At 37.7% G+C, this 13410-nt stretch carries 16 protein-coding genes; 8 read left to right on the top strand and 8 right to left on the bottom strand.

What is annotated here, in order from left to right; translation table 11 throughout:
• Positions 1–134: 134 nt before the first annotated feature.
• On the bottom strand, positions 135–968 hold the full coding sequence (locus ACFX4L_RS04620; protein WP_377382914.1) for a 3D domain-containing protein: 834 nt from the start codon (positions 966–968) through the stop codon (positions 135–137).
• Positions 969–1224: 256 nt separating this feature from the next.
• Here ACFX4L_RS04620 and ACFX4L_RS04615 point away from each other — a divergent pair, with 256 nt between their 5' ends.
• Genes ACFX4L_RS04615 through ACFX4L_RS04605 form a run of 3 tightly spaced genes read left to right on the top strand, consistent with a single transcriptional unit; the run spans position 1225 to position 2307 of the window.
• A complete protein-coding gene (locus ACFX4L_RS04615) occupies positions 1225–1458 on the top strand; it encodes a spore coat associated protein CotJA (protein ID WP_061463488.1) in 234 nt (77 codons plus the stop codon).
• Complete coding sequence (locus ACFX4L_RS04610; protein WP_284470536.1) at positions 1459–1725, top strand: spore coat protein CotJB; 267 nt, start codon at positions 1459–1461, stop codon at positions 1723–1725. It abuts the gene before it with no gap.
• Positions 1726–1737: 12 nt separating this feature from the next.
• A complete protein-coding gene (locus ACFX4L_RS04605) occupies positions 1738–2307 on the top strand; it encodes a manganese catalase family protein (protein ID WP_061463490.1) in 570 nt (189 codons plus the stop codon).
• A 48-nt stretch (positions 2308–2355) separates the two neighbouring features.
• On the opposite strand, the gene ACFX4L_RS04600 is transcribed toward ACFX4L_RS04605, so the two are convergent.
• Together ACFX4L_RS04600 and ACFX4L_RS04595 are read right to left on the bottom strand one after the other, a co-directional pair.
• Entirely contained in the window at positions 2356–3228 is an 873-nt protein-coding gene (locus ACFX4L_RS04600; protein WP_061463491.1) for a CvfB family protein, read from the bottom strand.
• A gap of 163 nt (positions 3229–3391) precedes the next feature.
• Positions 3392–3634 (bottom strand): response regulator, encoded by a 243-nt coding sequence (locus ACFX4L_RS04595; protein ID WP_377382917.1) that lies wholly within the window; start codon positions 3632–3634, stop codon positions 3392–3394.
• A 58-nt stretch (positions 3635–3692) separates the two neighbouring features.
• On the opposite strand from ACFX4L_RS04595, the gene ACFX4L_RS04590 reads away from it, so the two are divergent.
• Positions 3693–4883: an alanyl-tRNA editing protein gene (locus ACFX4L_RS04590; RefSeq protein ID WP_377404035.1), complete on the top strand. Its 1191-nt coding sequence runs from the start codon at positions 3693–3695 to the stop codon at positions 4881–4883.
• Between the two features lie 96 nt (positions 4884–4979).
• Here the strand turns inward: ACFX4L_RS04590 and ACFX4L_RS04585 are convergent, their stop codons facing one another.
• Together ACFX4L_RS04585 and ACFX4L_RS04580 are read right to left on the bottom strand one after the other, a co-directional pair.
• Positions 4980–5393 (bottom strand): hypothetical protein, encoded by a 414-nt coding sequence (locus tag ACFX4L_RS04585; protein ID WP_061463494.1) that lies wholly within the window; start codon positions 5391–5393, stop codon positions 4980–4982.
• Positions 5394–5472: 79 nt separating this feature from the next.
• Complete coding sequence (locus tag ACFX4L_RS04580) at positions 5473–5667, bottom strand: hypothetical protein (protein ID WP_061463495.1); 195 nt, start codon at positions 5665–5667, stop codon at positions 5473–5475.
• Positions 5668–5806: 139 nt separating this feature from the next.
• Here ACFX4L_RS04580 and ACFX4L_RS04575 point away from each other — a divergent pair, with 139 nt between their 5' ends.
• Positions 5807–6328 (top strand): GNAT family N-acetyltransferase, encoded by a 522-nt coding sequence (locus ACFX4L_RS04575; RefSeq protein ID WP_377404032.1) that lies wholly within the window; start codon positions 5807–5809, stop codon positions 6326–6328.
• A 38-nt stretch (positions 6329–6366) separates the two neighbouring features.
• Here ACFX4L_RS04575 and ACFX4L_RS04570 read toward each other — a convergent pair whose 3' ends face one another.
• Positions 6367–8625, bottom strand: coding sequence for a HelD family protein (locus tag ACFX4L_RS04570; protein ID WP_377382923.1), 2259 nt, complete (start codon positions 8623–8625; stop codon positions 6367–6369).
• Between the two features lie 489 nt (positions 8626–9114).
• Here ACFX4L_RS04570 and ACFX4L_RS04565 point away from each other — a divergent pair, with 489 nt between their 5' ends.
• Entirely contained in the window at positions 9115–9354 is a 240-nt protein-coding gene (locus ACFX4L_RS04565) for a hypothetical protein (RefSeq protein WP_061463498.1), read from the top strand.
• A gap of 350 nt (positions 9355–9704) precedes the next feature.
• On the opposite strand, the gene ACFX4L_RS04560 is transcribed toward ACFX4L_RS04565, so the two are convergent.
• Positions 9705–10106, bottom strand: coding sequence for an RDD family protein (locus ACFX4L_RS04560; RefSeq protein ID WP_377404026.1), 402 nt, complete (start codon positions 10104–10106; stop codon positions 9705–9707).
• Between the two features lie 340 nt (positions 10107–10446).
• On the opposite strand from ACFX4L_RS04560, the gene ACFX4L_RS04555 reads away from it, so the two are divergent.
• Together ACFX4L_RS04555 and ACFX4L_RS04550 are read left to right on the top strand one after the other, a co-directional pair.
• A complete protein-coding gene (locus ACFX4L_RS04555; RefSeq protein WP_061463500.1) occupies positions 10447–12066 on the top strand; it encodes an ABC-F family ATP-binding cassette domain-containing protein in 1620 nt (539 codons plus the stop codon).
• A 198-nt stretch (positions 12067–12264) separates the two neighbouring features.
• The gene (locus ACFX4L_RS04550) at positions 12265–12537 is read left to right on the top strand and encodes a hypothetical protein (RefSeq protein WP_061463501.1); all 273 of its coding nucleotides are present in this window, start codon (positions 12265–12267) and stop codon (positions 12535–12537) included.
• A 563-nt stretch (positions 12538–13100) separates the two neighbouring features.
• On the opposite strand, the gene ACFX4L_RS04545 is transcribed toward ACFX4L_RS04550, so the two are convergent.
• Positions 13101–13410, bottom strand: a 310-nt coding sequence (locus tag ACFX4L_RS04545; RefSeq protein WP_377404023.1) for a hypothetical protein, incomplete at its 5' end; no start/stop codon positions are given.

Below are 13410 nucleotides of genomic sequence, written 5' to 3'. Positions count from 1 at the left end.
TTGTAAGGATCGGTAAGGATCTATTTCTTTCATTGTACCTGCTTTTCCCGTGAACCAAAAGGACAAAAAGAGTAGACACATTAAATCTCAGTGTCTACTCTTTTCGATATATAAACATGTTTTGCATGGATGAATTAATTCAAGACTTGCAATTTAACGTTTTTAACGCCCCAATTCACGGCATCCTTTTCGTTAGGTATATAAATGTCCACTCTATTTCCTTTGATAGCACTGCCCGTATCTGCTGCCGTTGCGTAGCCATAACCCTCTATATAAACTTTCGATCCAAGTGGAATGACTGATGGGTCCACGGAAATTACTTTAGCATCAGGATTAGCTTTCAAGTCGACCCCTGTGGCTGTTGTACCGCTGCAGCCTTGACAATCAGCCGTATAGGCAGTTGCTCTAACAGTTATCTCTTTTTTAATTCCTGCTTGATCCTTGGATTCATTGTTTGTTTCAGCTGGTTCCGTTTGTTCTGCTGGCTTTGATTGTTCTTCTGGCTTTGACTGTTCAACTGGCTTTGATTGTTCTTCTGGCTTTGATTGTTCTGCTGGTGCAGCTTGCTCTGATTTTTGCTCAGGCCCAACACTCGCCGCTTCGACTTTGTTAGCCGCTGGTTTAATGACCAATTCTTGATCAGGATGGATTGTATCTGAATTTAAACCGTTCCAAGATTTAATATCATTTACTGCTACATCATATTTGTCTGCAATTTCCGATAATGTGTCTCCTGACTTGACTTTATAATGCTCTTCTTGAGAAATATGTAAGGTTCCTCCGGCATAAATCATGTCTGAAGACAAATCGTTCCAAGACTTAATATCTTCTATTGATACTTTATATGTTTGAGATATCCCCCATAATGTGTCTCCATCTTTCACTTTGACATCTTCTGCATGAACCGGAATTGTGAAAGCACCGGATATTGCAGCCGCTGCCGCTAACGATAAGATTGATTTTTTCATATGTTGTTACCTCCTTGTGAGCTGCTTTATAAGCTAACGAGTTCATCTTAACATAGTTTTTTTCTATACAAAGAACAAACAGATAAAGAATAGATGACAAACATCACAGTAAGATAACGGGACTATAACAAGATATTTTAATATTTCGAAAACACATCTTTTTCCAGTTATCTCCCATATCATACTAATGGAGTCATATTATGTATTACCCAAGCATAATAATTAGAGGCTACATCTATACAAAGGAGGTATTTTTTTGACTCGCGAAAAGACTTTTACCTTAGTTAAATCATACAAACCTTTCCATAGTAAATTCGATCCGTGCCCGCCTATTGGGAGAAAGTATTTCAGGACACCTCCTAATTTGTATATTAATTTTCAACCGCCGAATTTGGAGCAGTTCACACCGGAGGAAGCTTTGAAATACGGTACACTTTGGAAGTTCTTTTATGATTTCTATGATAATCCATATAGGGAAAGGGAGACGTAAATGAATAAGAAACTGGATGATGAATATTATCAGCTGCTTGAACAAATACAGGCTGCTGATTTCGTACTTGTCGAGTTGACTCATTATTTGGATACACATCCTAATGACCAGCAAGCATTACAGCAATTCAATCAATTTCACGAATATTCCAAACAATTGAAATCGGTTTTTGAGCCTAAATACGGTCCCTTATTGGGTTTTGGAAACAGTACAGGCGGTGAAAATAAATGGGAATGGGGCCAAGGCCCTTGGCCCTGGCAGGTATAAGGAGAGATATCTATGTGGGTGTATGAAAAGAAACTGCAATATCCAGTTAAAGTAAGAGACTGTAATCCTAGATTGGCAAAATATTTAATAGAACAATACGGGGGGGCTGATGGTGAATTGGCTGCAGCACTCCGTTACTTAAATCAACGATATACAATACCCGATAAAGTCATCGGATTACTTACGGATATCGGAACAGAAGAATTCGCTCACCTAGAAATGATTGCCACCATGGTTTATAAGCTTACAAAGGACGCCACACCACAGCAGATGGTTGCAGCAGGTCTTGGCGAACATTATGCGAATCATGATGGTGCACTTTTCTATCAAAATGCAGCAGGCGATCCATGGACAGCCACATACATCCAAGCTAAAGGCGATCCTATTGCTGATTTATATGAAGATATTGCCGCTGAAGAGAAAGCTCGTGCAACCTATCAATGGTTGATTGACATCTCAGATGACCCGGATATCAATGATTCACTAAGATTTTTAAGGGAAAGAGAGATTGTACATTCCATGAGGTTCAGAGAAGCTGTAGAAATCCTAAAAGAGGACAAAGGGAAAAAAAAGTTTTTTTAATAAAATTCAAATAGAAAAGGCAACGGAAAAGCTTCCGCTGCCTTTTTGTCATTTACGGTCTGAAGAATATGTCCATCCATCTTCCTGGTAAATCTTCTCTTCTTTCATCAGTTTGCCGAGAGCACGTTTGAACGCTCCCTTGCTTAAACCGAAGTGAAACTGGATATCATCAGGTGGTGTTTTGTCACCATAAGGCATAGCACCGCCACGATTCATTAAATAAGTGAAAATGACATCAGCATCTTCCCCCATTAAATCTTGTTTAAAGGGAAATAAAGAAACGTTTAGCGTTCCATCTTCTTTACTATCAATGACGCGCCCTTCAACTAATTCACCAAGACGGGGCTCCTCCTTGCGTTCACTTTCGTGAATGAAGCAGCGATATCCTTCTTCGGAAACAAAGAAAGACCCAACCATAAGCAAACGATAGACATTTCCCTTAACAGTGGTGTTACGGACTCCTTTTAAAGGAGCTTTTACAGCAATCTCCTGGATTACATCTTCCGTAGCAAGTTTACCAAACAGGCGGTCATTGCGATCTGTCTTAAGGGATACATATAGACGATCACCAACCTCAGGCCATAAACGATCAATATTCGGTAGGTCGTCCAGGGATACAAGTATATCTTTGGAAAGGCCGATGTTCACAAAAACACCAAGTTTCCTTTTCACATTGACAACTTCCGCCCAACCATACTGATCAATCTGAATTTCGGGAATCTTCATTGTGGCTGTTAGCCTTGCTTGTTTATCGTGGTAGATGAACACAGTAACTTCATCACCAAGCTCAAGTTCCGTTCCTTCATTCATTTCACTATGATGAAGTAAGACATCTTCTGAACCATCAGTTAAAAACCATCCGAAATCAGCCTTACGTTCCACTTCTAACTCTACAGCCAAACCGGCCTGAATTTTTTGCATGTATATAAATCCTCCTGTAACTTACCTTTACCTACAATTGTACCCAATTATTTATTTTTCCAACATATTTGAATTTATCATTTTTTTGTTGTTCTGTATACCCATTACGGTTTTTTATTTTTTAACCCTTGTCATCTTCGTGGAATGCATGAGGGACTAGAATCTATCCTTGGTTACCATTGCTCAACAAGGTATGCATAATTACTTCGGATAATTGGCTCGGTTTATATGGTTTAACTAAAAAATCCTTAAATCCCAATGAAATACCCTTTACCCTTTCATCAAGTGCCGTCGATACAAAAACGGGAATCTCATTCAAGTCACAGGATCCTTTTAACTCCCTCAGGATCGCCCAGCCGTCCATTTCTCCCTCTTCAAGAAGGATATCTAGTACTATGGCATTCATAATCAGTTATTTCGGTGATATAATTTATTGATTAACTGAAAGGAAAAAGAAAACATTCATGACAAAAAAATTGTATTACACGTCCACCATGACTTCCGAATGGGATACCACTATCCAGGAGTCCGTTGAAGAAAATGGCTTTTACTACATCACTCTTGAAGAAACCGCTTTTTATCCAGAAGGGGGCGGACAGCCTTCAGATACTGGCAAAATAGAAGGAATCACTGTTCTGGATATTATAAAAAGCAATGATGGGAAGATTCTGCATAAGACGGAGAGAAGGCCAGATTCAGAAATCGTTCACTGTGAGCTGGATTGGCCCCGCCGCTTCGATCATATGCAACAGCATAGCGGCCAGCATTTACTCTCTGCAGTCTGTGTCGAACTGTTTGACTCGAATACGGTCAGCTTTCATCTTGGAAAGGAATATTTAACGATCGATATAACGTCCGAATTTAAATGGACTGAAGTACATACGGCGGCAGTTGAAAAGCAGGTTAATCAATATATTATTGAGAATCGCGAAATACTTGCATATTTCGTGACAAAGGAGCAATTACAGACACTTCCTGTCGTTAAAATGCCTACTGTGTCCGAAAATATCCGTATTGTTGAAATAGAAGGGATTGAGTATAACCCTTGCGGCGGAACCCATGTAGCTCGAACTGGTGAGATAGGCTTAATAAAGATTTTCAAAACGGAGAAGCAGAAAGATTATACCCGCCTCTATTTTAAGTGCGGCTTCAGGGCATTGAACGAATTTTCTGAAAGTCTCGGTATTCTTTCAGCCTTATCGGATAAATTCAATACCGGACGTACAGAGATATTGAATAGGGTGGAGAAACTGGAGAATGACTATAAGAAGCTACTATCGGTAAATGAAAACTTAAAACTTGAAAATGCAAACTTTCTTGCTGACTCTCTGATTGCAGTAAATGCAGAGGGATTCATCTCTCATATATTCGAAGATAGCTCAATGAAAGATCTGCTTTACCTTGCAGGTACGATTGTAAAAAAGGAAAAGGTTACCGTATTATTAGCATCACGTAAGGAGCAAAAGGTGATTCTTTCGCACAGTGGGTCCTTCCCCTTACATTGCGGAAAATATTTTAAAGCTGAACTCAGTTCGTATAATGGGAAAGGCGGAGGGAGCGAACAGACTGCACAAGCAGGTTTTGCGTCACAAAATGACCTAATGGCATTTTACCAATACACAGTTGAAAGATTAGGCCAAAATTCAGGTGAATAAAACCTCTGCGATATGGGTGATGCCCATTCGTGAAGAACACAGAATTTATTTTTTTCAGAATTAGAAGAGAGAGGACAAATTGTGCCCTCTCTCTTTTTATACTTCTATCTTTAATTTCCGTAACCCTTGTTCTTCAATATGAATATGATATTTTTCTTCGAGCTCCAAGATACGTTTAAAGGCTTCCTCCTGATTATATTCATGGTTTTGCGATTCTTCGGCAAACTCTTTTCTTGCCAAATGATAGGCAAGCTTATCCCTGAATACTCCTTCTTCATACTCATCTATGACTTCATGAAGTTGATCCTCCAATTCCCTGCTTAAATCATATATTTCGTATTCCTTCAAAAACTGGACTCCTTCCATGCCGAAATCTTTAGCAAAGGAATTGAGATACTGTTCAACCTCACTGAATTCTTTATTATTTTCAGTATCGGAAGCAACCCAATATCCGTACTGAACCATTTTGAATAATGTTTCAAACTGTTTCTTGGTAAAATTGATTTTCATTGTCCATTAACCCCTTTTCCGGTTCCTTACACCAAAAAGAATAAACCGCAATGGAACAAAAGTCCAATGCAGTTTATTCTCAATCAAATATTTCGGTTACAGAAAAATAAGCTGCTTTTTCCGTATCTATGACATAATGGCAATCGCCTTTAACCAAATTATAATAACGGTGCTTTTGAATATTTGAAATCATTTGAGTTGAGTCATCTCCTTCTACCTCATGCTCTATTTCTTTGCCTCCCGGAAAATAAAAACCAACTTTCAATTTCATCATTCTCATCCTTCCCTTCATCTGCTTGAATCTCTCTTTTATTTCTTATCCTTTATCATGAAGTTATAAACATAAATTAAATGCTTATTCACTTTTTCCATGATATTCTAGAAAAAAATACTAAAACCAGAAGGTGTTTTTAATGAAAATCAGGAGAGCCATAGAAGAAGATGTAAATGGAATAGCAAATGTACATATAAACAGCTGGCAAACGACTTATAAAGGCATCCTCCCGGATCAATACTTGTCTTCCTTGAATCTGGAAGCCAGAAGGAAAAACTGGTTAAGAAATTTAAAGATGCTGCATAATGCCACTTTTGTTGCGGAAAATGCCAATGGGGAAATCATCGGTTTCACTGCGGGTGGACCTGAACAAACGAATGATCCGCATATTCAAGGTGAAGTATATGCCGTCTATATTTTAAAAGAGTATCAACGGCAGGGATTCGGCCGAAAAATGATAAAAGCGGTCATACATGAACTTATTAAAATGGAACATAAGAATTTAATAATCTGGGCATTAAAGGATAATCCTTCATGCGGTTTTTACAAGGCGCTCGGCGGTCAAGTAATAGCTGAAAAAACTGTTAAAATGGCTGGCATCGAGCTCATCGAGGTCGGTTTTGGGTGGCAAGATATTAAGGATATCCTTTTGCATTTGTGAGCGTACCCGGAGGATGGTTACATTCCATCTTCCACCTCTCATGTCTCAATTAAGAAAGCATTTTTCTCATTACCTAAAAAATAAAGTCGGTGCAATGGTCTTGTCATTGTTACGTATAGCAGTTTAATATCAAGCTCATTTTCACGGCAATACGCTTCTTCCAGGGATATTGCAAATACGACATCGAATTCCAGGCCTTTAGCTTGATATGAAGGAACAATTAATGTTTTATCTTTAGGAATGTTTCCCGCTTCATCTATTAAATGAAAGCTTTGATGGAATGCACTTAGTTTCTCGTTTGCCAGTTTGCAATCTTTCATCGTTTTGGCAATAACGGCAAACGTTTTAAATCCCTCTCCTTTAAGGCTTTCAATAAGTTCGATCAGCTCTTCTTCCCAACCTTTCTTTTCAATGGAAATGAATTCTGGATCCCTGCCATGCCGGACTACAGGTTCAACTTCCGGGAAATCGTAGGTTAACAACTGAAGAATCCGGTTAGCTTGTTTCATTATTTCAACAGTGGTTCTATAGCTTTTTTGTAATTCAGTGTACGTCGCCCGCGGGAAAATACGATGGTGGACCTCATCCCATGTTTGTAACCCCCGGTATGAATGGATGCCTTGTGCCAGGTCACCTACTAGTGTGAACATATCCGTATCCACTGCTGTTTTGAGTGCCTGTAACTGCATGAAACTATAATCCTGAGCCTCATCAATGACGACATTTTTTGCTTTATTTTCTTTGTCGACACCAAAAAGCCGCTCCTGAAGATATAATAATGCACCTAAGTCCTCCATCTCATAGCTTTTATCAGAAAATAATTTATGATTATACTCACATAAAGCACTTGCATCTTCAAAAGTAAGTTTACCATTACTATACGAGGCCAACCGCTCCGGATCTTGATATAATTCCTGATAGTAATGTAGAAGATCTTTATTTTTGAATTGCTTAAAATAGCCTTTTACAGAAGAACGGATCGCTTTTTGGATCTGTCCGATCCTTTCCTCTTTTTTATCGAGGCATTTTGTAACAAATTCCTTGCGTATGTCTGGATCTATATTCTTAATGAGAGCCTTCTCAATTTTAGCCTCATAAAAATCAAGAACACGATCAAGCATTATTTTCTTTTTCAATTTAACTTCATTTTGTAAAATGGCCTTCAGTTTGTCCAGCCTGCCGTATAACGGTAAATACCAATAATCCTCTTCCAATAATCTAATGAACTTCTTAGCGGAATAGAGGCGATATTTATCACAATAAAAATCTGCATCCGGATGAAAACCCCTGAAAATATCCTTTACATATTCGTCCAAAATATATTTAAATACGGGGGAGCCCTTTAGACCTGATATCCAGACAGCGGACTTTATTTCTTCATCATCCTTTTCCAGCATTCGAGTTAGTTTATCATCAGGCACAAGCTTCACTTGCTTTCCTATCGCTGCCTGCACATATTCGGAAAATGTGAATTGTTTTACTTTTTCAACACCTAATTCAGGTAATGCTTCAGATATGTAATCAATGAACACCCGGCTCGGGGCAAGAATCATTAATTGTCGCGGATCGAACAAGTCTTTATAGTGGTAAATGAAATAAGAGATCCTATGTAAAGCAATTGTCGTTTTACCACTGCCCGCTGCGCCCTGAACAATGATAGGTTTATTCAAATCTGCACGAATGATTTTATTTTGTTCTTCCTGGATTGTGGTAATGATATCTGTCAACCGATTGCTGGAACTTTTAGAGAGGGATTCCTGCAACAATTCATCCGTCGTTGTTAGATCAATGTCCCTTACCTCTTCCAAGACACCTTCTTCAATCATTAATTGTCTCTTTAAAGTGATATTCCCGCTAAACGTTTCCCCTTCCGCCTCATATTCAATTTCACCAATCCGTCCCTCATAGTAAAGGTTTGCAATTGGTGAACGCCAATCTACGATGATCTGTTCCTGGCTTTCCCTCTGATAAAGGGACGTTTTTCCGAAATAAAGCACCTCCCCTCTTTCACCATCATTCCTTTCAAAATCCACTCTTGCAAAGTAGGGCTTTTTACTTGCTTTACGTAAACTTTCAAGTTCAGCTTTGGACATTTCAAAAAAGTTGGCTGTCGTCAACAATTGAGAATATAAGCCGGATTCAGACCAATCGGCATCACCAAAAGCTTCTTGCATATTCCGCTGAAATTGATCTTTGCTTGTTTCTGATGTTTTAATGACTACATCTATATAACGTTTGGTAAAATCCAGCCGCTGTCGTTCCAGTTCAAAATCAGGGTGACTTCCCAATATAACCACTCTCCCTTCCTCGTTTATTTATCAAACTTTTAAAAACCGATGCTAAGATGAAATGGACATTTATACTATCAGAAAACCCAATGGTTGACAAATGTGGACACATAGAATTATATAGTTGAAATTAACTTTTTTAGAAGGAAAATCATTGAATGCTTTTCAGAAAATACGAAATAGACATATTTAATTATTACATCTTTAAAAATGTCATTTCCATTCTGGAAGTAGGAAGTTTATTTTCATTTCTTCCTATGGACAATTCTCTTCTCTTTATTCATTATGATATGCAGTGTATTTATTGTATATCAAAAAGATGTTAGACCCATCAATCAGGCGATCCCTTATTAATAGGGGAAGTGCCCAGCTAGACCTTTCTTCCACAAAGGTCATCAATTCTTAACATAAATAACGATAATTTAATGTTTCATTGGAATCTCATGTTATATACTTAGATTAAAATTAAATAATTTTCTTACGAAAGTGGGTACCGTCATGGAAATAAATGAGAGACAACCAATACTATCCCCTAAATTAATCCATGAACTTGAAATTTTATCATCTAAAACAAATATGTCTATCCCTGAATTATTAGAAATATCTGTAGTATCACTGCTAGAAAAGGTGAATAATACCAAAGAAGTGAATGTTGGACTTAATAATAAGGAAATGATTTTAAGAAATAAAATCATCATTAATCAAAATAGAGAAGTTCTGAATAACCAAAGCACTTGACCATATAGGTTAAGTGCTTTTCTGTTCCTTTACATTTACAATGTATGAACAACACCCGATTACTCCACTGACATGTGTACTAAATGATCGTATTCATGACCTTAAAAAACACCTTAACTGCCATTATGTTAAATTGATTATTGATTAGATATTCTAACGTGGTTTCCAATGTAATATTTATTCCTCATTATGTAATTCCCCACCAATACAATCAGTAAATTCCTTTGCCCTGTTTATATTTGATGAAAATACACCTAGAGTTCATTCAAGGGTTTCCCATGAAAAATTATATCCATTTGAATTTGTAATTTCGCATTAAAAAAAGCAGCTATTAAACTGCTTATCAATCTTTATGGTTTATTTGATGTCACGTATGTACCAGCTATGAAATCATGTATGGATCTATGATCTTTTCTTAATCCAACCATGAATGCACTGACAATATACCCTATCCCTAATGTAACGGCATAAACTAAAGTAGCAACAAAATTCCTCATTAGCATTGTGCCTATGCCTAATTTTTTACCGTCCACCCTTACTATGCGTATACCCAAAATCCTTTTACCCACTGTATAGCCACACCATAGTATCGGGACAATCAGCAAGTAAAGAAAGTTGACAAACATTGAAAAGTTTTCGTTTTCCCAATCACTGGTAATTAATCCGAAAATTATCGCTACTGGTGCAGATACTATTAAGGCATCCAAAAATCCTGCTAAAAAACGTTTCCAAAACCCTACTGAATCGCTCATATATGCCCCTCCTTTTGCATTAGTTACAATTACCTATATTACCAATTATAAGGTTAATATGTAATAAGCCTTTGTGCTCATAATTTTTTTCTGCAAAAAAATAGAACTTACATTACAGCCGATACTTGTTCTTCAATATTAAACTCCTGAGTAATTTTTGCTTATAAACGTTTGTTTTTGCTAATCTAACTTTAATTTTCCTACGAAATAAGATACAATTTAATGAACGGCATTTAATAAATTAATGGATATAAACTGCTGTTTGAGTGAATCAGCGTAAAACTAGTGCAACAAAGTGTTGGAAACGTTGAAACAAAAGATTTTGGAGGAATGTAAATAAATGATTACTGTAAATAATGTTGGTTTACGATATGGCGATCGTAAACTGTTTGAAGATGTTAATATAAAATTCACGCCTGGTAACTGCTACGGTCTGATTGGTGCAAATGGGGCGGGTAAATCGACGTTCTTAAAAATCCTTTCCGGTGAAGTTGAAGCACAATCCGGTGATGTCCATATGGGGCCTGGCGAACGCCTTGCCGTTCTAAAACAAGATCACTTCGCTTTTGAAGAAGAAGAAGTCCTTAAAGTTGTCATTATGGGACATGAAAGATTATACGAAGTCATGCAAGAAAAAGATGCCATCTATATGAAGGAAAACTTCACGGACGAAGATGGAATGAAAGCCGCCGAACTTGAAGGTGAATTTGCCGAATTAAACGGCTGGGAAGCTGAACCTGAAGCTTCCATCCTCTTAAAGGGCCTTGGCATTGCAGAAGACCTTCATACAAAGAAAATGGCCGAATTGAACGGTGGGGACAAAGTTAAAGTATTGCTTGCCCAGGCACTATTCGGTAAACCGGATGTTCTTTTACTGGATGAGCCTACCAACCACTTGGACTTAAAAGCGATCAAATGGCTGGAAGAGTTCTTAATCAACTTCGAAAACACTGTTATCGTAGTTTCCCATGACCGTTACTTCCTTAACAAAGTTTGTACACATATCGCGGATCTCGATTTCGGTAAAATCAAGGTTTATATCGGTAACTATGACTTCTGGTATGAATCAAGCCAGCTTGCCCTTAAACTGACTCAAGATGCCAATAAGAAAAAAGAAGAAAAAATCAAAGAGCTTCAAAATTTCATCGCCCGTTTCAGTGCCAATGCATCCAAATCGAGCCAGGCGACATCCCGTAAGAAATTATTGGACAAAATCAGCTTGGATGACATACAGCCTTCTTCGCGCCGCTATCCATATGTCGGCTTTACACCTGAGCGTGAAATCGGGAACGACCTGCTTCGTGTAGATGGAATCTCCAAAACGATCGATGGCATAAAAATATTGGATAACGTCAGCTTCACGATGAATAAAGGCGACAAGATTGCATTTGTCGGTAAAGATGAGATTGCTAAAACAACCATGTTCAAAATCTTGGCAGGTGAAATTGAACCGGATAGCGGCTCATTCAAATGGGGCGTTACGACCTCTCAGGCATATTTCCCTAAGGATAATGCCGAATTCTTTGAAGGTGTCGATTTAACACTAGTCGATTGGCTCCGTCAATATTCTCCTAATGACCAGAGCGAGAGCTTCCTGCGCGGTTTCTTGGGCAGAATGTTATTCTCTGGTGATGAAGTCACCAAAAAGGCAAGTGTCCTTTCAGGGGGCGAAAAAGTCCGCTGTATGCTTTCTAAAATGATGTTAAGCGGTTCGAACGTCCTTATGCTTGATGAACCTACTAACCATCTAGACTTAGAGTCGATTACGGCGCTGAACAACGGTTTGATCAGCTTTAAAGGATCGATGATCTTCTCCTCTCATGATCATCAGTTCATCCAAACTGTGGCGAACCGTATCATTGAACTTACACCAAAAGGAACAATCGATAAGCAAATTAGTTATGATGAGTACCTTGAAAATAGCCAATTGCAAAAACAAGTGGCAGAAATGTATAAATAAGAAGTTTGTTATATGCGGCACACCCTTATGGGATGTGCTTTTTTCGTTTGCGATCTTTCCTACAGTTGTTTCCAGCCTTTAATGCATTAAAGGTATAAAAAACAGTCTGCAATAAATATAATGATATTCCCCGAAATATGAACACTGAATACTTTAATGGATAACAAGGTATATTGGTAAGAAAGGAGTGAATTAAAATTGGATGGTCATTTAGTGAAAAATATCTTTGAGGATACAGGATACCTTTTTTTATATGATAAATTCAGTTATCAATTTTATGTATCCGGATTGTTCGACTTAGTGGATCAAGAAAAAATAATTTCGGATTTTTTACATACTTATGGCTTCGATGATAAAAACCCACTCTTTTTTGACGACTTTTCCTTTTACTTCAATTGTTTTCATTATTCCCACCAAAAACAAACGATGATGAATTACTTGAAAACAGACTATGACGAACATATTTGTTAAGTATATAAGGCCAGATAAACTGATCATGCCTTTTATTAGCGAAAACCATTCAAAAAACACCAAAAAGTACAGTACTTACTGATTTAAGTCAAAGAGAAATACCAATTTTATCAAGGTACGGAGGAAGGAAAGTTAGTACAATAAAAATTGAACTACCAAACGCTACATTTTCCCATTTTTTCAAATTGTCTTGCCACCTTTCATTTTTCAAATTCTAAACAACGAACTTCTCAGCAGCAGTTAAAATCATTTCTTTTTAAAAAGCCTGCCTTTCTAGCTCTTCCAATTTTTTTAAGGAAGTCATTTTCTGCTTCAAGGAATCTGATTCTCGCCTCGGCCTTCCTAAGTTGGTCCTCTACAGACTGTGGCTTAGAAGTGGGGCGTGATGTACTTCCTTTTCCACGGCGTTCCGTAAGGAAGCCTTCCTCACCAAACCTTTCAAAGGTACTACGCCCGCGCTGTAGACAACGTTTAGGTTGTTTCTTTCCAATTATTCCAATTATTTCGAGATTAAATCCCTGGTCAATGAAAATTTGAGAGGGAGATTTCCCCTTTTTATATTCCTAAACAGTTTTTGTCTTAAATTCCGGACTATAGGAAATAGATCGCTCGGAAGCATTTGGATTCTTTTCAAGTTCTTTAATCTGAAATTCAGTATATATATTCTTACTCATAGAAACCCTCCGTCCATACTCAGTACATCTATTGAAACATAAAAAACCCCGGATAAGGGGGCTGTTGACAAAATGGGGGAGAGCTTTTGCTCCTTCCCCATTTTGATTTTTATCGTTAATTGCTTGTTTATTTATTATTTTTCTTCCTTTTTTTGTAGCTAGTTCATTACTTTTATCATTCGTTTTAAGTTTAATGCCA

It is taken from the genome of Peribacillus sp. YIM B13482 (genome assembly GCF_042787975.1).
In the GTDB taxonomy this organism is placed as follows: Bacteria; Bacillota; Bacilli; order Bacillales; family DSM-1321; genus Peribacillus; species Peribacillus simplex_A.
The sequence above is the reverse complement of the archived record's forward strand: the minus strand, read 5'-3'. Positions and strand labels throughout refer to the sequence as shown.

Excerpts from the sequence above, each read along its gene's own strand:
- ACFX4L_RS04605 (WP_061463490.1), top strand. The coding sequence starts at position 1,738 with ATGTGGGTGTATGAAAAGAAACTGCAATATCCAGTTAAAGTAAGAGAC.
- ACFX4L_RS04580 (WP_061463495.1), bottom strand. The coding sequence starts at position 5,667 with ATGATGAAATTGAAAGTTGGTTTTTATTTTCCGGGAGGCAAAGAAATA.
- ACFX4L_RS04620 (WP_377382914.1), bottom strand. The coding sequence starts at position 968 with ATGAAAAAATCAATCTTATCGTTAGCGGCAGCGGCTGCAATATCCGGT.
- ACFX4L_RS04555 (WP_061463500.1), top strand. The coding sequence starts at position 10,447 with ATGATTACTGTAAATAATGTTGGTTTACGATATGGCGATCGTAAACTG.
- ACFX4L_RS04590 (WP_377404035.1), top strand. The coding sequence starts at position 3,693 with ATGACAAAAAAATTGTATTACACGTCCACCATGACTTCCGAATGGGAT.
- ACFX4L_RS04560 (WP_377404026.1), bottom strand. The coding sequence starts at position 10,106 with ATGAGCGATTCAGTAGGGTTTTGGAAACGTTTTTTAGCAGGATTTTTG.
- ACFX4L_RS04610 (WP_284470536.1), top strand. The coding sequence starts at position 1,459 with ATGAATAAGAAACTGGATGATGAATATTATCAGCTGCTTGAACAAATA.
- ACFX4L_RS04575 (WP_377404032.1), top strand. The coding sequence starts at position 5,807 with ATGAAAATCAGGAGAGCCATAGAAGAAGATGTAAATGGAATAGCAAAT.
- ACFX4L_RS04595 (WP_377382917.1), bottom strand. The coding sequence starts at position 3,634 with ATGAATGCCATAGTACTAGATATCCTTCTTGAAGAGGGAGAAATGGAC.
- ACFX4L_RS04565 (WP_061463498.1), top strand. The coding sequence starts at position 9,115 with ATGGAAATAAATGAGAGACAACCAATACTATCCCCTAAATTAATCCAT.
- ACFX4L_RS04585 (WP_061463494.1), bottom strand. The coding sequence starts at position 5,393 with ATGAAAATCAATTTTACCAAGAAACAGTTTGAAACATTATTCAAAATG.
- ACFX4L_RS04600 (WP_061463491.1), bottom strand. The coding sequence starts at position 3,228 with ATGCAAAAAATTCAGGCCGGTTTGGCTGTAGAGTTAGAAGTGGAACGT.